The sequence below is a fragment of the Dyadobacter sp. genome, from assembly GCF_039919315.1.
Classification (GTDB): Bacteria; Bacteroidota; Bacteroidia; order Cytophagales; family Spirosomataceae; genus Dyadobacter.
The window spans coordinates 126,447-144,887 of record NZ_JBDSFX010000092.1 but is presented as its reverse complement, the minus strand read 5'-3'; the positions used below and the strand labels follow the sequence as shown (position 1 = coordinate 144,887).

The following is an 18,441-nucleotide window of genomic DNA, read 5'->3' as shown; positions in this document are numbered from 1 at the left end:
CGTCAGCGGGGGCGTGAAGCCTCCTCTTTGGCATCCTTGCCGATATCCTCGGTTTTATAAGTAAGCTTATTAATGTAAAAAACCTCACGCCCCTGACCGACCGACGACGTGCCTATCCGTTGCATCCCGTACGCGAGAAAGTATTGGCCATACCAGGGAGAAAGATAGCCGTCCTCATTATTCAGTACCTTTTCCTTTTCTGATTTCGGGTTGATCTTAAACTTCTCGGATTCTACCACCACTTTGTCCCGCCTGATCACTTCCGTGTGGATTTCGCCTTCCTGAGGATAAGCAAGTACAAAATAATCATCCACAGGCGTTATCTGCACCATTTCCTGCAAATCGAAGCTCGTGAGGTCCTTAATGGTAATGGTGTTGTCCCAGATGAATTTTCCACTCCGGTCAAATCCACAAACAATGGCGTGGGTGTAGCGGTAGCCTTCCAGCGACCTTGAAACATAGGGCCGCGACATTCCTCCTGCAATAATGGGACTGGAGGATCTTTGATTGGGATAATAAACTTCGGCCACCAGTACGATTTCATTTTCTGTCTGGATCAGTTCATGCACCAGCAACCGATACCGGAAACGATTTTCTTTACCCAAACTTTTCCGCTTGCCGATCTTTTCGAGCATCCGCTCGCGGCGCTTGGGTTTCATGTAATTGAAAAAATTTTGCAGCTCCGAGAACTCAATAAATTGCGGCTCCCGGGGCGTATCGTGATCTATATGCGTTACATACAACCCCTGTGAATACTGCGTGCAACCCACTGAATAATTACCGATCAGGTAAGAATCATCGGGATTGAGCGGGATGATCTGGCCGGAAATGAAGCTGTTCCTCGGATCGCTCAGGGAAGTCTTTTTTAGCAGCTTTCCATCATAATTATAAGTTTTTATTTCAAAAACACAATTTTTTTTTCGGTAAGCATAAGTGATCACATTGATGTATCCATCTATATCATTAATGTCGACATTATTAAGCTCTGTATTTTTTTCAAACAACCCTGGCAAAACGCGGGTGGTATGGTCAAAAAATGAATGTACGATCACGACTGGGCGTGACCTGTAATAGCCTGAAACTAATGCTTTGCTGCCAATTACCTTAAATTGCTGCACATCCACACCCGACAACAGATTTCCCTTATAGGTATCGATGGAGCCGTCGTTATAATTCAGCTGAAGAAACAAAAAACGATCAGTATCTGGCTCTGCAAAAAGCCAGTAGCCGCTCGCTTCGCCTTTATAAGCCATGACCGGTATATACCGAAAATCCAACTTATATCCTGTCCGCCACACCGCCTTTAATGTAGTATCATACTTCACAAATTGCCACTGCTCGTTCCGGTTCGCTGAATATTCATTTCCTCTGATCACCGAAAGAATCCCTTGTTGTCCCAGACTAAAAACCTCAAATTGCTCGGTAGCCGAAGAGCTCGTCGGAATTTCCAACCGGTCGGATTGCTGCAGCTGAGCCAGGGCACCAAATACCGGTATCAGGCTCAATGCGAGGACTAAATAAATCCGAAGACAATGGAGACAACGGTTATTCATAACTTCTTCCTTCAGGGGTGTAACTCTCTTCAATATTTACCCTAATTTTGCATCAAAAAGGATAACATTACTATTAATATTAGAAATAATTTCACTTAAATAAAAACTTGCGGGGTTGTATCTTGATTTTTCAGAATACGCTTCCTGTTTACCCCTATTTTCATGACGATTGAAGCCATACTAAAAGAAGATATCCAGAAAGCGATCCAAAAGCATTTCGATATGGCTGCTGAGGATATCACTTTACAACCGACCAAAAAAGAGTTTGAGGGATTTTACACATTCGTTACTTTTCCTTTAACCAAAACCACCCGCAAAGCGCCGGTAGAAATAGGGCAGATCATTGGCAACGAGCTCATTGAAGGCTCTTCTATTGTAGACAAATTCAATGTGGTGCAAGGCTTTCTGAACATTAGCCTGAAAGACACGACCTGGCTGGAACTGTTTACCAATGTCTTCACCGACGAAGCTTTCGGCACCACTCCTTCCAACGGACAGTCGGTGATGGTGGAATTTTCATCTCCCAATACCAATAAACCCTTGCACCTCGGCCACCTGCGCAACAATTTTCTGGGCGATGCATTGTCCCGAATACTGAAAGCAAGCGGCTATAATGTGGTTAAGACCTGCCTGGTCAATGACCGTGGGATCCATATCTGCAAATCTATGCTCGCCTACCGTGAACTGGCCCATGGCGAAACGCCTGAGTCGAGCGGGATTAAAGGAGACCATTTGGCTGGCAAATACTACGTGCTTTTTGATGTCGAATACAAAAAACAGATCCGCGCGCTGGTTGAGGAGGGAATGTCGGAAGAAGAGGCTGCCAAAAAGGCTCCCTGGATTCTGGAAGCGCAGAAATTATTGCTGCTTTGGGAAAATGGTGATACCGAAACCGTGGCGCTCTGGCAAAAGATGAACACCTGGGTTTATGAAGGTTTCAGCCAGACTTACAAGAAAATCGGTGTAAGTTTTGACAAAACTTACTATGAATCTAACACCTATTTGCTGGGGAAAGACATCATTGAAGAAGGAATTGAAAACAATGTCTTTTACAAAAAAGCCGACAACTCTGTTTGGATCGATCTGACGGCTGAGGGGCTTGATGAAAAGCTGGTATTGCGTGGAGACGGGACTTCCGTATACATTACCCAGGACCTCGGAACTACTGAATTAAAGAACAGCGATTTCAACAATAATCGTTATTTATGGGTGGTAGGAAACGAACAGGATTACCATTTCAAAGTTCTTTTTGCGATTTTGAAACGTTTGGGCAAAACCTATTCTGAAGGTTGCTACCACATTAGCTACGGAATGGTGGACTTGCCATCCGGCAAAATGAAGTCCCGTGAAGGAACGGTAGTGGACGCCGATGATCTGGTAGCCCAAATGATCCAGACAGCCTCCGATCGCACCCAGGAATTGGGCAAAATCGATGATTTTAACAGTGACGAAGCGAAGCAACTGTATAATCAGCTAGCTCTGGGTGCATTAAAATACTTTTTGCTCAAAGTGGACCCCAAGAAAAGAATGCTCTTCAATCCCGAAGAATCCATCGATTTTCAAGGGCACACCGGACCATTTATACAGTACACCTATGCGCGTATCCGCTCGATTATCCGCAAGGCTGAGCAGGCCGGAATCACAGCGACCATTCCCCCAGAAACTTATGCCATGCATCAGGCAGAACGCGAGCTGGTATTTGCCTTATCCCAGTTTCCAGTGAAGGTTGTTTCGGCCGCTAACGAGTTCGCTCCCAGCATTATATCGCTTTACGCATTTGAACTGGCAAAGGTCTATAACCAGTTTTACGCCGAGGTCTCGATCTTCTCAGATCCGAATCCGGAAGCTGTCAAATTCAGAGTTGCATTATCTAAGGTAGTTTCGGAAACAATTTACAAAGCTTTAGGGTTGTTAGGCATAGAAGTTCCCGAACGGATGTAGTAGCAAGAATAGCGTATTGAAATCGTTTTACATATAAAATGCGTACTTAACCAAAAACCAAAACTATTATGAGCTTCTTGAAAACACTTTTTATTATGATTTCAACCTTCATTGGCGGCGTATTCGCTGATAAAACCGAGATGGCAGAACGACCATCCGACGCTCCTGTTGCACAGCAGTCTCTTTATGATTTTAAAGTAAAATCACTGGTAGGGAACAAAACAATCGATCTTAGCCAGTACAAAGGCAAGAAAGTGGTTATCCTCAATGTTGCTTCCAAATGCGGATACACAAAACAGTACGCAGACTGGGAGAAATTCAATAAGGACCATGGGGACAAAGTGGTAGTGCTTGGTTTTCCGGCAAACAATTTCGGTGGCCAGGAGCCAGGTACCAGCGAAGAAATCGCGACATTCTGCTCTGCTACTTACGGTGTGACTTTCCCGATGTTCGAAAAAGTATCAGTATTAGGAGATGATCAGGCGCCTATTTACAAATGGCTTACCACCAAAGATCTGAACGGTTGGAATGACAAAGTACCAACCTGGAACTTCTGCAAATATGTGGTAAATGAAAAAGGTGAACTAACCAATTTCTTCGCTTCAAAAATATTACCAACTGATCCTGAATTCCTGAAATCAGTAGGAATCTGATCCTAGAGTAAATATGAGTACCGCCAGGTAATTCGTTTTCAACAATCTGACCTGGCGGTATTTTATTTGTATCAGTCGTAAAACCTACACTGCATTCAAATGAAAAACATTACAGAAGCGAAGAGGCACTTGTCTAATGCAAGAGAGATCCTGAAAGAAAAAGCGGTCAAAGAAGATGGCTTTTACAAAGACCGAAAGTACGTAAAAATGGCAGGCCACACCGCATATGCAGGTGTTTTGGTAGCACTTGACAGTATTTTGGGTGACAAAAAGAAAAAGACTCGTAAAAGCGTGGAGTGGTATCAAAAGGAATTATCGATTACCGATAGGAAAATCTTGTCCTACTTTCTGGCTGCTTACGACATTCTACACCAGTCGATGAGTTATGATGGTGTTTTAAATGCAGCTGTTTCGACGGAAGGATTGGAAATGGCTGACAAAATTATTGACTGGGCTGAGCAGAAAGCACATGCCTGAACATTAACCCTACATCCAATACGTTAATGAATCCCTGGATTGAAGCGGCGCGCCCCCGCACATTGCCCCTCGCACTTTCATGCATCTTAATGGGTTGCTTTTTAGCCGCCTCCACCGGTAATTTCAGCTGGACAGTCGCAGGACTCAGCGTGTTGACTACCATTATATTACAGGTACTTTCCAATTTCGCCAACGATTACGGCGATGCCGTTAATGGCAAGGACACCGAATTACGCGAAGGTCCCAGCAGGGCGGTTCATTCAGGTAAAATCACAGCCGCAGTAATGCTGAAAGCCATTATTATTTTCTCAGTTTTAGCATTAATATCAGGAATTTCACTGCTCACAGTAGCGCTGCGTGATGCTCCTGCGAACACATTCTGGGTGTTCCTCGGAATCGGGATAGCCTGTATCATTGCTGCCATCACTTATACCGCCGGTAAACGACCTTACGGATACGTAGGACTCGGCGATTTGTCGGTACTTATCTTCTTTGGCTGGGTAGGCGTACTCGGCAGCAGCTACCTGCATACGCACGTGTGGGACTGGGGTCTGCTGTTACCCGCGACCAGCTGTGGCCTCTTTGCAGTCGGCGTTCTCAACATTAACAACATCAGGGACATCGATTCCGACAAAGCCACCGGTAAAAATTCGATTCCTGTAAGACTGGGTCGTGAAAAAGCTGTGCGTTACCACTGGGCTATCCTGATCACCGGAATGCTCTGCGTAACGGTTTATACCTTTCAAAATTTTTCCAGTTACACCAGCCTGATTTTCCTGCTAAGCTTTCCATTATTTGTAAAAAATGGATTGGCTATTTCCAGGCTTACCAAAGCAAGCGAGCTCGATCCATACCTCAAACAAATGGCACTTTCGACATTGTTATTTGTAATTTTGTTTGGAATCGGTGTTGTTCTCTAATCGTCCTATTTTACCATTCTCTCTTATTTTGTAGAGGCTTTAATGGTAGTCCCGAGAAGCGTATAGCCTTTTGCATTGGGATGCAGTCCGTCAGAGAAAAAGGATTCATCTATCTTTCCGTCTTTTTGCAAAAACACTTTGCCGGGATCTATAAATCCAATGTTCATCTCACCGGTAAGCTGTGCCAATTTCTCATTCAATGTCGCAACCCGCTGCTCCTGCTGGCGTCTCGGGTAAATGCCCAGCATAGTGATCTTTGCATTGGGCTGATGGTATTTCAATGCCGCGATCAGCAGTTTCCAGCCTTCTACAATTTCTTCGTCCGTATTCAGGTGGAGGTTATTAGTACCAATGTTTACAAAGATCTGTTTGGCCGAAAAACCATCGAGCTCGCCGTGATTGATCCTCCATAACACATTTTCAACACGGTCCCAGCCATAACCCAGGTTCCTCGAATTCGCACCAAATGTGCTGTTCCAGGAATCCGCACCATTTGCTCTTGGGCCTTTTGGCAGGCCACCCCAGAAATGGGTGATGGAATTACCGATAACCACCGTCGCCGGAGGATTCGTTTTGTTCAGTTCCAGTATCTCGCGATGCCTGCTTTCCCAGTCATAATTGTTCAGTTCCCGTAGTTGCGTAATGGGCTGGGTTGTACTAACAGTTCCTTTCGGCTCGTGCAGAATTTCCCTGATATGCTTTTCATAACCCTCCGCATACCGCATCATGCCTAAGTCTGTCTGGTGTGTTCCGTCAACGGTGGTTTCAATATCCTGCCCAAAATCCGCCTTCGGAATGAGGTAGATATGATTAATCCCTAGCGCTTTCAACTGGCCAAAACTCTCCCGCAAAGCGTCATTCACTTCCATATAAAAATGTTTGCTCTGCGGATTAATGTCCTCGTCGGTGTAGCCAGCGTGTTCCGCGAGGACAATAGGCGTTTCCGGATGTTTTTGTCTCAACGCGGTAACTGTACCGATCACCCGCTTTTTGACTTCTTCAATGGTCAGGTCTAATTTCGAATCGGGCCTTATCGTAAGATTAGGAAGACAGTCCAGCACATATATTTTAGCATCAATTTCCGAAATGAGGTCCACTACTTCTTTTTCCAAACGCCCATTCCCCGAGAAACCCAGGTTTACGAGCGGATGATCCAATTTTCTTCCTAAAATTGCCGTCCACGCCATTCCAGGTCGTGAAGCGCATGCTCCTTGGGCAATTGAAGTTCCGTAAATGACGACCGGCTTGTCAGGTCTAACTGCGAGCGGGGAGAATGTTGTTCCTTCCGGCGTACCAATTTCCATCCATTTTACACTATTATACAACGGCAGAAAAAGGCGATACTCCCTCCCGAGCTTGTGGTAATTATCATTAGGTTCCAGGTTTTTGAAATGGTAAACAATAGTGTCGCCGAATGCATATTTCCCGGCGCTCCATCGCCACGCGCCATCACTGGTAATGGCATATAAATCCACTCCGCTCACGCCTGTTGCGGCCATGTGAGGAAGTGCGTGCTTGCCTCCTACCACGTACCTCACCTTAATTTCGGATGAATTGGCACGAAAACGGATCATTAGCCCGGCAGATTGATTGGACAATTCCCACACCTGATCTCTTACCTGCTTTTCCGCCCGCGCAGGTAACCGGTCGTACGGGTTTTTCACTTCCTTTGGCCAGGCTTGTCCTTCTATAACCGGGAACTGAGCAGCCTGTGGATCCCACCATTTAAATTGAGCGGACTGCGCCTGTGAAGTCAATGAGCAGCATACCGCCGCGAAAAGGAAGAAAATGGTTTTTAGTCTCATAAAATAAAATGGACACCTCTGTATCTCTACAAAAGTGCCCATCGGGATATTTCTTACTTTGGAATAGCCGATTATTTAACGATTACCCCGTCCGCTACGAATGTCAGCTCCTCTTTCGGGTCTTTGATTTTAGCTATTTCTTCCTTGCTCTGGCCTGCATCTTTTGCATAATGCTGCAAGTGCTCCACTGGTACTGTCTTTTTCTGAGCTTCTCCCTCAAATACGACTGTTTTACCGGCAATGTCCTTGGGAACAAAAAACGCGTAGTCCTTGAATACGACGCGCATTGTTTCGCCGTTATCAAGCTTCACCTGCATCCAGCAGCCTTTTACCTGGCAAACCGACTCCACTGTACCGCTCACCTTTGCAGCCATTTCTGTTTTGTCTCCCATTTTAGCGGGAAGGGCGCTCGCTTCAATTGCCTTGTTTTCATTTACTTCCTTACCAAAATGGTTGGCGGTCTGAGCCTTTACCGAAATAGCTGCAATGGATACCAACAAGAATAAAATTACCTTTTTCATCATGCCTAATTGGTTAACATTTAAATGGTTACAAATTCAATTCAAAAATAAATAATTCACTTCTTAAAGAACTACCCTACCCTTATTACTCCAAAACTTCCACCCAGCCTTTGCAATGATTCCCCTGCGGCGTATCCACAACGTAAAAGTAAGTCCCGTTTGTAATTCCTTTTCCCCAGTCATTTTTATAGTCGGCTGACTTAAAAACGGATTTACCCCAGCGGTTAAAAACTTCCAGTGAAGACGGCGAAACCGGTACTATAAAAGAATCATTCTTACCGTCCCCGTTGGGTGTGATAACGTTCGTTAATGTAAATGCCGGTGATACGGTCAGTATTTTTGAAGCTGACAACGCGCAACCTGCCGCATTGTAGGCTGTTAATGTGATCGTATAGTTGCCGGGTACTTCATAGGAGTACTCTTTTACGTCAGGATCAGTGACTGAGTTGCCAGTTCCCAAATCCCACTCGTATCGCTTGCCGTTTACCGTTTTATTTTTCATCGAATAGGCAAATGGCTCGTTGCATGCACCGCCAGTTTGTATCAAATCAAAATCCGGCGCAAAAGTGTTATCCACTTTCACGGTAATTTCTCTAAGCGGTCGGCAGCCGTCCGTATACAATCCTTCGACCGTATAAGTTGTCGTCTGTGTTGGCCTAACCGTTACCGATTTTCCAATGGTCTCGACTAGTCCGGTGGTTGGCAGCCATCGATACTGGGGGGCTTCTCCAGAGACCGTCAGCACGACGGTGGCACCCTGGCAAACTTCCGTATCAGGCATATCCACAAAGTCTGTCTTCTTTTCCACGGCAACCTTCACCTTTTCAGTGACCTTGCATCCGCTGGCATTGCTGATCTCCACAGAATACTCGGTCGTTTCCTTTATTTTGACACTTGGTGTAGCGATGGCAGCATTATCCAGGCCAGCTGCCGGGCTCCATTTGTATATAGTACCACCTGACGCAGAGAGCTTTACAAGCGTGTTCTCACACACAGTCGTATCACCGGTGACTTTGGCATTCAGCGTTTCCACAATGATTTTCTTTTGAACCACATCTATCCTTTTACAACTTAGACGGTTATATGCCTTTAAGGTAACGGTGTATTCCCCCGGTTTTGTAAAAATATATTCGGCCTGATCTTCCTCGCGTGAAATCGTGTTACCACCAACCTCCCAGATATAATCAATGCCGCCCTCGCTGGTGTTCACAAATGACAACGACAATGGCGCACAACCTCTCAAAACATTCTTGTTACTGCCTGCGTACACGTCAAAATCTGCTTTCAGCCGATCAATATCAATTTTGAATGCGGCATTGTTGCAATTTTCACTATTGTTGGTTTTAGACCAGGCCTGCGGCGTGACTGGAAAATGGCTGCCGCCGCAAGCGCAGGTAGCATGGTAAATCGTCCCGTTCTTATCAAACCGGCTGGTACCGCCATCCACATGATCACCCTGGATGTTTCCGATGCGGCTGCTACTTCCAAAAAAGGTCGCATACAAAAGCGATTTCGCATTTTGTTCCAGAATCGCAATGTAAAAATTGTTACCATTGGTCGTGGGCTGCATCGCATCATCCGTAACGACCATATTGAATGTACTGCTGGACGGATTATTCCCGCTGCCGGTATTGACATTACCACCCCATCCGGCGATATAAATGTTGCCGCATTCACTGACCAGGAAAGCAGTCGGGGAAATGTCAGGTGTGCCGCGGCCAGAACCTATAACGGTTGAAAAAACGGTTTTGGATAACGTAGCATCCAATGCATGAATGAACTGACCGCTTTTGGCATTCTGATAAGCATCTTTGGTAACCGGATAAGCCCCGTTTGTGAGCCCGTACACATATACATTATTCGCCTGATCGAGGTCGAGCAGGTAGGCGCCATCCTGCTTATCAGTACCCAGGTAGGTCATTCCAGCTAACTTATCATTGGCATACCTTGCAATAAAAGCATCTTCCGAACCTTTCAGACCCGCCTGATATGCTGACGCGGTTGTCGGAAGTGTACTGCTTTGAGAGATCCCTGTAATGTAAATTTCACCGGCCGAAGATAGTTTGAGCGAGTAAGCTGCGTCCCACTTTTCACCGCCCACGTAGGTACTCCACAACAAACTATTGAGTCCGGCCGACAATTTCATGATCACACCATCCTGCACACCCAGCAGTTTGGCCTGCGGCGCATTCACTAATGGAAAATTGGGAGAATTAGTAGAAGAAACGATGAACACATTATCGTCTTTATCGACCGCAATTTCGCCCCTGAAACTGTCTCCGTAATTTTTAATGATCACCTCATCGGTATTGCTCACACCATCATTGCCACTACCTCCCGCAAATGTCGACGCCGTCAGCTGCTTGCCATCTGCACTCAGTTTGGAGATAAACATATCGCTTCCATTGGGCAGGTCGAGGCCAGAAATGGGTATTACCCGGGTACCGCCACCGAAAACGGTTTGAAAACCGGTGGTACGGGTCGGGAAATTTTTGGAAGAGGTCGTACCCAGGATCAGCAGCTCCTTTTTTGAGTTCACGATCAGACTGCTCGGAAGGTCTGTATTGTTTCCACCCAGAAATGTGGCGTAAATGAGTTTGCTGCCGTCGGGCGTAAACTTCATGATTGAAACGTCGACTAGTCCTTCAAATTTAGTTTGAAAAGCCCCAATGGTTACCGGAAAATTGGTACCGAAAACGGTTCCTCCCGAGTAAAGGTTACCTTCATCATCATACGTCGCAGTATGCCCCCAGTTATCCGCCGTCGAACCTGAATAAGTTGAAAATATAAGTTCCGGATCAATAACCAGTGTCTCACGGTTGTTATAACCTTTCGGTAACGCAAACTGAGCGATATTGTCTGCTGCTAATGTGAATTTTGATGGTATATCAATTGTTTTTGAACTGACCTGCTGAAACGAGTAAGGTTCCGCCTCTTTGAACTGCCCGATAGAAGTTTTAATGACAACCTGCCCCGTTTCATTAAGCGAAACCTTTTCAGCGCCATTGTATTTTAGTTTGATCTCTGACGGATCGCCTCCGGGCTTTACAATGAACTCGTATTTGAGCTTAAATTGATTCAGATAAATGCGCAGATCGATCTTATCGTATAAATTTTCATACAGGATTTCCTCAAAGCCCTTCACCCCGCCAGCCCAGCTGGCCTCTTCCTTACCTAAAAAATAACTGAATGTGGTCTCAATTTCGCGTTTAGGTATATGCTTTACACCGCTCATTGCATTTTGGAACATTACTTCCACACCGTGTGCAGCTATGAGGTCCGGCGCTCCTACCGATTCTTTGGCAGCTGCTGACACGGAAGTTCCTTTTGCATGGCGCGCCATTACTTTCGACGCATCATATAAAACGTAAACAAGAGATTGGCTTTTGAGAAAAAGAAAACCGCCGGGGATTTCGGCGCGGTAGAGAACATCTTTATTCCACTGGCCGTGGTTTTCGATAAAATACATTCCGCCTGCCAGCGATTTACCGGCTGCGCAAAGAAAAATCAGGAACAATACCGCAATGGACCGTAAAGTTTTCTGCATAGCCAGTACTTCTTGTGTTTCTATTTGAACGCAGAAACCGAAATGATATTTTCACAAAATTCATATTCCTGCTTTACATTCGAACCGAGCAAAACAAGCTGATTTTGAGTATAATTTGTGACCCGTTCGAGGTACCAGTTGATCCCCTGCACATCCAGGTTTGTAGTGGGTTCATCCAGGAAAATAATGGGAACATCGGATAAAAATGCCAGTCCCAGCTTCACCCTCTGCTTCATGCCAGAAGAAAAATGACGGATCGTTTTGCCACTGGCATGCGCGAGCTGAACAAAATCCTCGAAATCACTAAACGACATACCATTTTTAAAAGGCTTGAACTTGCTGTGAAATTCGATCAACTCCCGCAATGTAAACTCCTCAATCAATTCCAGGTAAGGCGCCGCGATCACAATGTGCTTGTACCAGCGGTCTTCATCTATTTCTTTCCCTTCATTATTTTGATACCGGATTACACCTTCTGTTACTGGAATGATACCTGTCAGCAATTGCAGCAATGTTGACTTCCCACTGCCATTTGGCCCCACAAACGTATACTGCTGCCCCGCCAAAAGCTCAAAACTGGCATTACGGATGATCCACTCCCTGATAAATTTCTTTCCTATGTTTTCAACTGTTATCCGCACACGATGCTTTTTTTAATCCACCGACTATTTATTGGAAAAATAATCCGCAGCAGCTTTCGCGATTTTCGCAATAACCTGCTCCGAAACTTCTGTTTTTGAATGGGTATCCGAAACGTAAACGACGATTGCAAAGTCCTGCCCCTTTTTCAATTTCACAATACCTACGTCGTTAACCCCACCCATTAATCCCTGGCTATTGGAACCCGATGTACCTGTTTTATGGGCAACCACCGTATCAGGGCCAATCAGCCCTTTAATTCTTTTAGGCCCGGTTGGGCCGTCGGTCATGATTTTCCAAAGAAAGTCACTGCTCGGTTTTGATAATTTCTTGCCCTGATAAAAAATATCCAGCAATTCCAGCATTGCTTTGGGTCGACACCAATTGGTATACTGAACTTCCCAGCCACTGTGCATTTGTTCTTCATTGGCAACAATAGCAATATCGGTCACGCCCAGGCTGTGAATATAATTATCGACCGGTTTTACCCCGCCAACCAACCTGAAAAGAATATCACAGGCAATATTATCACTTAGGGAAACGGTATAGGTCAGCAGTTCGGCAAGCGTTACATCTACTTCCGCTTCCGGGTATTTGTCCCGCATCGGACTATATGTGTTTGCGAAATAATCTTTTTTGGTCAGGTGGATTTTCTGTTCCAGCCTTAATTCCCTTTTATCAACCAGATCCAAAACTGCCATCGCCAAGGGAAACTTGAAGACACTCTGCATTGGAAACTTATGATCTTCATTCCAAATCAAGAATTCTTTTGATTTCAAATTCATGACTCCCGCGCCGACAATCCCATCTACTTCTCTGGAGATATCCGCAATTTGGGCGTTAAGATTATTTTCCTGTGCGAAAACAGCATTGGAAAACGAGATCAATGAAAAAATGCTGAAACAAAAATTTCTGGTAATGCGGAGACTCATTCTTGCAAATGCTAATGGTTATCAATGGCTAATCCTTGCTGCTTTTCTTTTCTTTCTCTTCAATGGTCAACCTCACCAGCTCAATGCGGGTATCCTGCATCGATACCACCTGGAATGAAAATGGAGGAATGCTCACCGTCTCGTTGACATCCGGCAAATCACCGGAGTAGTGAATCAGCATACCAGCCAATGTATCATAATCGCCTTCGGGAAGCTCCCAGCCATACTTTTCGTTCAGGTAGTCGAGCTCGTGCCGTGCGCTGAGAATATAACTATTGTCATCGAGTTGCCTTTCCGTCCAGTCTTCGGTGGAGTCATATTCATCCTGAATTTCCCCGAATATCTGCTCCACTACGTCCTCCACGCTCACCAGCCCGGAAGTACCCCCAAATTCGTCCACTACCAGCGCCAGGCTTCTTCTTTCTTCCAAAAATCGCAGCATTAAATCATTTGCAGACATCGCCTCAGGCACGATCAGGATTGGGGTAATGATGTTGCTGATCTCTTTCGGTTTTTTAAACAGCGATAGTGCATGGCAGTAACCCAGTACTTCATCCACGGATTCTTTATGGACAATGATCTTGGAATGTCCCGAAGTCAGGAATGCAGTCCGCAGGTCTTCGATGCTTGCATTCACATTCACTGCCGATATTTCTGTCCGTGGTATCATGCAGTCACGGATACGCAAGTCTTTAAAATCCAATGCATTGATAAACATTCTCTCTTCGATGCTGTGATCATCAAAATCCGGGTCGTCCGCCGAAACGGCATCGTCACGCAGCGATGGGGACAAGATATTTTCTTTTACAAATGGCTCGACAAGCCAGTAAAGTGGCGTGATAAACCATTCTGCAAATCGTACAGGAAATGTTTTCAGATCGAGTGCGGCGGGGAAATTGCGTCCTATTTTAACCCAACTGCTGTAAGATAGCATCCAGGTTATCGCCAATCCTGCGAACACGAATGCGATGAGAATGCCTTCCTGAATGCCCGATTGGGTGGATAACATCCCGTAAATCGTGGCAACTCCCATGAAGCATCCCAATGCGACTGAAAGTAAGCGGATCATTCTGAGGACCCTGCGCCAGTAAAGTGTCTGTACTACCTGATCCGATTTTTCATGCCGGAGCGAATATCGGTCAATCGAAACATCCAGCAGTACCGATCTTACCGCCCCATAATATCCGGCCAGTACAAAAAAGACGATGGTAGTTCCCAGGAGGAGCATGTTCATTTTTTTGCAGTTTTACCGGCTTTTGTTTGATGTATTTTCAATGTCTCCTCTCCCTGTTTTTTCATCTCAGTAGCTGCTTTTAATCGGTTGAACTGGAAGACAAGCAGGCAGGTAATGCTCAATAATAACAACCAGTAACTTTCAAAAAGACCGGCACGCCTGAATTCCAGCACCCACACCACAAAAAAACCAAGGGTAAGCGCCAGTAGAATGGTCCTGGAAAGTTTGGAATTTTTAATCATTTTCAAAGATACACAGATTGCGTTAAAACGATTATACTAGGATAAATCTTCGTCATAAAGCATAATATACCATACATATTTCCGCCTTTTTCTCTAAAATAGCTAACTTGCAGGGATTGCCACGCAGTTCATTTTTTATATCTGAATTGTAAAATTAATTCTTGAAAAAATATTCTTTATTACTATGAGCGAGACCACAAAACGCTTTGCGCCCGGAGTTGTTACCGGTGACGGAGTTAGCGAAATCTTCCGCCATGCCAACGAAAATAACTATGCCCTCCCGGCAGTTAACGTGGTAGGAACCAACTCAGTGAATGCAGTACTGGAAACTGCCAAAGCGGTGAACAGCCCGGTTATCATTCAGTTTTCGAATGGCGGTGCTATATTTTATGCAGGAAAAAGCCTTTCCAACACGAATCAGCAGGCAGCTATCGCCGGTGGTATCTCTGGTGCGATGCACGTACACCAAATGGCAGCACTTTACGGAATTCCCGTAATCCTGCATACCGACCACTGCGCTAAGAAATTACTTCCATGGATCGACGGTCTTCTGGATGCGGGCGAACGTTATTTCGATCAGTATGGCAAGCCATTGTACAGCTCCCACATGCTGGATTTGTCAGAAGAACCACTTGAAGAAAATATCGAAATTTCTGCCAAATACTTCGAAAGAATGGCAAAGATCGGCATGACACTTGAAATTGAACTAGGTGTAACAGGCGGAGAAGAAGACGGCGTGGATAACAGCGACGTAGATAGCTCCAAACTGTACACGCAACCAGAAGAAGTTGCTTATGCTTATGAAGAGTTGTTGAAAATCTCTCCAAACTTCACGATTGCAGCAGCTTTCGGAAACGTTCACGGTGTTTACAAGCCAGGTAACGTGAAATTGGAGCCGAAAATCCTTCGCAATTCACAGAACTTCATTCAGGAGAAATTCGCTACTGCTGAGCTGCCTGTTAACTTCGTATTCCACGGAGGATCAGGTTCTTCACGTGAAGAAATCCGTGAGGCCATCGAGTACGGAGCGATCAAAATGAACATTGATACTGATATGCAATGGTCAACCTGGGAAGGAATTTTGAAATACTACAAAGAAAAAGAAGGGTACCTTCAGTCACAATTGGGCAACCCAGACGGTGCAGATTCTCCGAATAAAAAATACTACGATCCGCGTGTTTGGTTACGTAAAGGAGAAGAAACCATGATCCAACGCTTGAAACTGGCATTCGAGGATTTGAACTGCATTAATCAGCTGGGATAATTTTTTGAATGTTAATAATTTGGTAAAAAGCAGCTCTTTCGGAGCTGCTTTTTTTTGTGTAGTCGCTATTAGCTTCTGCTGAATTATTTACCTTTTAGTAAATAAAATTATCTAGTGGCACAATAAACATAGCACTCCTGCATATTATCACAATTTTGTCTAATAGATTGCAACGAAAATCCCAAAATTCGTGTCTCACGACTGATGCCGCTTAGAAGATACCCTAAGTCACCAAAAGTATACTTTAAATGACAAAGGTTATGCTAATTTCAGTCTTGCCGATCGATCAGCCCATCAGGGCAACCCTCTCTAAATAGTGTTATTAACAATTTAATATTAATCGGTCACATGTGTGGGATTGCAGGAATTATAGATTACAACCAAGATTCAACTGAAGAAATTTTAGTAAACATTACCAATGAACTCCATCACAGAGGACCCGATGCATCAGGACAGCAAATGTTCGAGTCAGAAGGTGCTACCGTCGGAATTGGCCACCGAAGACTTTCCGTCATAGATTTATCAGATTCCGGCAAACAGCCTATGCAATTGGGCGACCTCTGGATCACATTTAATGGCGAGGTTTATAACTATCGGGAAATCAAAGAAGAACTTACTTCCTACGGCCGTATTTTTACAAGCCATTCTGATACGGAGGTAATATTGCATGCTTTCTCACAATGGGGAATTTCCTGTGTCGACAAATTCATTGGAATGTTTGCCTTTGTAATATATGATACCAAATCTGAGGTCGTTTATTGTGTGCGGGATAGACCTGGGATCAAACCCTTTTTCTATTATTGGCACGATGGCCTTTTCCTGTTTGCATCAGAATTGAAGGCATTCCACAAACACCCGAAGTTTAAAAAAGAGATCAATTTTGACTCCGTAGCGGCGTTCATGCAACACGGCAATGTGCCTACTCCCCACTGTATCTTTCAGCACACCTACAAGTTACGGCCAGGGCATTTTCTGAAATTCAATATCAAGGAGAGAGCTTTCGATATCCAGAAGTATTGGGACGTTTATGACGGTTACAACAAACCCAAACTCGATATATCATTTGAGGAGGCAAAGACGGAGACAGAGAAAATATTAAAGTCCGCATTCGAATACCGGATGGTTGCCGATGTTCCTGTGGGCGTGTTCCTGAGCGGGGGATACGACAGCGCGTGCCTCACGGCTATTTTACAAAAAGACCGTTCGGAAAAATTAAAAACATTTACCATTGGCGTACCGGATATTGGTTTAAATGAATCAGAATACGCGAAAAATGTTGCTAATTACCTTGGAACAGAACACTATGATTACAGCTGTACCAGAAAAGAAGCCCTTGAATTAATTTCTGAGTTGCCTTACCACTATGATGAACCCTTTGGTGATCAAAGTGCTATTCCGACGATGCTTTTGTCCAAATTGACAGCCAATGAAGTTACCGTCGCGTTAAGCGCAGATGCGGGAGACGAGGTATTTGCAGGTTATAGCCGGTACGGTTATATCATGAAGCATGGCAACACCATTAATCGGATTCCTGACTTTGTTAGAAAAGGTATTTCCGGAATGATGAGTGTCATTTCTGCTGATCACATACCAGTGATGAGAAATAAATACAACTTTCATAACAGGTATGAAAAGCTCAAATCTTTGCTAAAGGATCCATCAGCAAAGAACATTATGCTGAGTCTCAGTCAGCAATTTGATGAAAAAGAAATCAAACTACTATTAAAAAAGAGTGTCAAACCACTGAAAACGGCACATTCAAATAGTGGGCTTCTGGAAGAATTCTACACGCCGCTCGCATATATGATGGCCATAGATTACCAGACTTTTTTATTGGATGACGTTCTCCAAAAAGTAGACAGGGCATCCATGGCATATAGTTTGGAGAGCAGAGAGCCGTTTACCGATCACCGTATCATCGAATGGGCTGCTCAACTTCCGGACCACTATAAGTACAACAATGGCGTGAAGAAATATATTTTGAAAGAAATTGTTCATCAATACATTCCAAAAAAATTGATGGACCGCCCGAAAATGGGATTTCAAATACCGCTCGAACATTGGCTTTCATGCGATTTAAAGAAACAGGTAATGCATTATTTGAATGATGAAAGAATAGCCAGTCAAGGTATTTTTAATCTCCATATTGTTCAGAAATTAAAAGAGCACTTTTTTTCAGGAAAAAAGGAATATGCGCTCAAACTCTGGTATCTGCTAATGTTTCAGATGTGGTATGAGAAATGGATGGAGTAGTCATGATCCGCTCGCGGTGGGCCTGCCCCCAGTTCCTTAGCACTTCTATTACCACTTTCAGCGAATGTCCATATTCGGTTAGGTTGTATTCTACGACTACCGGAATGGAGTCATAAACTCTGCGCTTAACCAGATCATTGGATTCGAGATCCCTCAGCTCTTTGGAGAGCATCTTATCCGTGATACCTGGCACTTCCTTGGCAATTTGAGAGAATCGTTTGTTGCCGAACATTAATGATATAATGATCGGCAGCTTCCATTTTCCACTCAGTACTTCTAATGCGTCCCGTACCGGTAGAATGCTCTTTGTGCATTCCCCCAGTGTATGTTTCTTTTCTTCTGTCTTTTTCATGGCTATCAATTTAAATGTTGCTATACTTTTGTATACTACTTACAAATATATAGTAATTTTTCGTAACTTTGTGACCGTTTAATAATTGAATACAAAATTTGGAATGAT

15 protein-coding genes are annotated in these 18,441 nt (G+C 44.4%); 6 read left to right on the top strand and 9 right to left on the bottom strand.

Annotated elements, in window-relative coordinates; genetic code table 11:
- Positions 1 to 2: 2 nt before the first annotated feature.
- Positions 3 to 1,553, bottom strand: a complete 1,551-nt coding sequence (locus ABIO93_RS27500; protein WP_348073219.1) for a hypothetical protein — start codon at positions 1,551 to 1,553, stop codon at positions 3 to 5.
- Positions 1,554 to 1,715: 162 nt separating this feature from the next.
- Here ABIO93_RS27500 and argS point away from each other — a divergent pair, with 162 nt between their 5' ends.
- The 4 genes from argS to ABIO93_RS27480 all read left to right on the top strand — a co-directional run bounded on the left by argS (position 1,716) and on the right by ABIO93_RS27480 (position 5,544).
- Positions 1,716 to 3,494, top strand: coding sequence for an arginine--tRNA ligase (gene argS, locus ABIO93_RS27495; protein ID WP_348073218.1), 1,779 nt, complete (start codon positions 1,716 to 1,718; stop codon positions 3,492 to 3,494).
- 95 nt (positions 3,495 to 3,589) lie between these two features.
- On the top strand, positions 3,590 to 4,147 hold the full coding sequence (locus ABIO93_RS27490) for a glutathione peroxidase (RefSeq protein WP_348073217.1): 558 nt from the start codon (positions 3,590 to 3,592) through the stop codon (positions 4,145 to 4,147).
- Between the two features lie 99 nt (positions 4,148 to 4,246).
- A complete protein-coding gene (locus tag ABIO93_RS27485) occupies positions 4,247 to 4,624 on the top strand; it encodes a DUF5618 family protein (protein WP_348073216.1) in 378 nt (125 codons plus the stop codon).
- A gap of 26 nt (positions 4,625 to 4,650) precedes the next feature.
- Positions 4,651 to 5,544: a 1,4-dihydroxy-2-naphthoate polyprenyltransferase gene (locus tag ABIO93_RS27480; RefSeq protein ID WP_348073215.1), complete on the top strand. Its 894-nt coding sequence runs from the start codon at positions 4,651 to 4,653 to the stop codon at positions 5,542 to 5,544.
- Positions 5,545 to 5,567: 23 nt separating this feature from the next.
- Here the strand turns inward: ABIO93_RS27480 and ABIO93_RS27475 are convergent, their stop codons facing one another.
- The 7 genes from ABIO93_RS27475 to ABIO93_RS27445 all read right to left on the bottom strand — a co-directional run bounded on the left by ABIO93_RS27475 (position 5,568) and on the right by ABIO93_RS27445 (position 14,464).
- A complete protein-coding gene (locus tag ABIO93_RS27475; RefSeq protein WP_348073214.1) occupies positions 5,568 to 7,349 on the bottom strand; it encodes an SGNH/GDSL hydrolase family protein in 1,782 nt (593 codons plus the stop codon).
- 71 nt (positions 7,350 to 7,420) lie between these two features.
- Complete coding sequence (locus ABIO93_RS27470) at positions 7,421 to 7,870, bottom strand: DUF4920 domain-containing protein (protein WP_348073263.1); 450 nt, start codon at positions 7,868 to 7,870, stop codon at positions 7,421 to 7,423.
- 85 nt (positions 7,871 to 7,955) lie between these two features.
- A complete protein-coding gene (locus ABIO93_RS27465) occupies positions 7,956 to 11,417 on the bottom strand; it encodes a gliding motility-associated C-terminal domain-containing protein (RefSeq protein WP_348073213.1) in 3,462 nt (1,153 codons plus the stop codon).
- 20 nt (positions 11,418 to 11,437) lie between these two features.
- Positions 11,438 to 12,058 (bottom strand): ABC transporter ATP-binding protein, encoded by a 621-nt coding sequence (locus ABIO93_RS27460; protein ID WP_348073212.1) that lies wholly within the window; start codon positions 12,056 to 12,058, stop codon positions 11,438 to 11,440.
- 24 nt (positions 12,059 to 12,082) lie between these two features.
- Positions 12,083 to 12,988 carry a class A beta-lactamase, subclass A2 gene (gene bla / locus ABIO93_RS27455; protein ID WP_348073211.1) on the bottom strand — a complete coding sequence of 302 codons (906 nt, stop codon included), beginning with the start codon at positions 12,986 to 12,988 and terminating at the stop codon, positions 12,083 to 12,085.
- Positions 12,989 to 13,016: 28 nt separating this feature from the next.
- Positions 13,017 to 14,222 (bottom strand): hemolysin family protein, encoded by a 1,206-nt coding sequence (locus ABIO93_RS27450; RefSeq protein WP_348073210.1) that lies wholly within the window; start codon positions 14,220 to 14,222, stop codon positions 13,017 to 13,019.
- Positions 14,219 to 14,464, bottom strand: coding sequence for a hypothetical protein (locus ABIO93_RS27445; RefSeq protein WP_348073209.1), 246 nt, complete (start codon positions 14,462 to 14,464; stop codon positions 14,219 to 14,221). Before ABIO93_RS27445 ends, ABIO93_RS27450 begins: the two co-directional genes overlap by 4 nt.
- A 184-nt stretch (positions 14,465 to 14,648) precedes the next feature.
- Here ABIO93_RS27445 and fbaA point away from each other — a divergent pair, with 184 nt between their 5' ends.
- Positions 14,649 to 15,728, top strand: a complete 1,080-nt coding sequence (gene fbaA / locus ABIO93_RS27440) for a class II fructose-bisphosphate aldolase (RefSeq protein ID WP_348073208.1) — start codon at positions 14,649 to 14,651, stop codon at positions 15,726 to 15,728.
- A gap of 348 nt (positions 15,729 to 16,076) precedes the next feature.
- A complete protein-coding gene (gene asnB / locus ABIO93_RS27435) occupies positions 16,077 to 17,981 on the top strand; it encodes an asparagine synthase (glutamine-hydrolyzing) (RefSeq protein ID WP_348073207.1) in 1,905 nt (634 codons plus the stop codon).
- On the opposite strand, the gene ABIO93_RS27430 is transcribed toward asnB, so the two are convergent.
- Entirely contained in the window at positions 17,926 to 18,333 is a 408-nt protein-coding gene (locus ABIO93_RS27430; RefSeq protein WP_348073206.1) for a helix-turn-helix domain-containing protein, read from the bottom strand. The genes asnB and ABIO93_RS27430 overlap by 56 nt on opposite strands.
- Positions 18,334 to 18,441 lie beyond the last annotated feature (108 nt).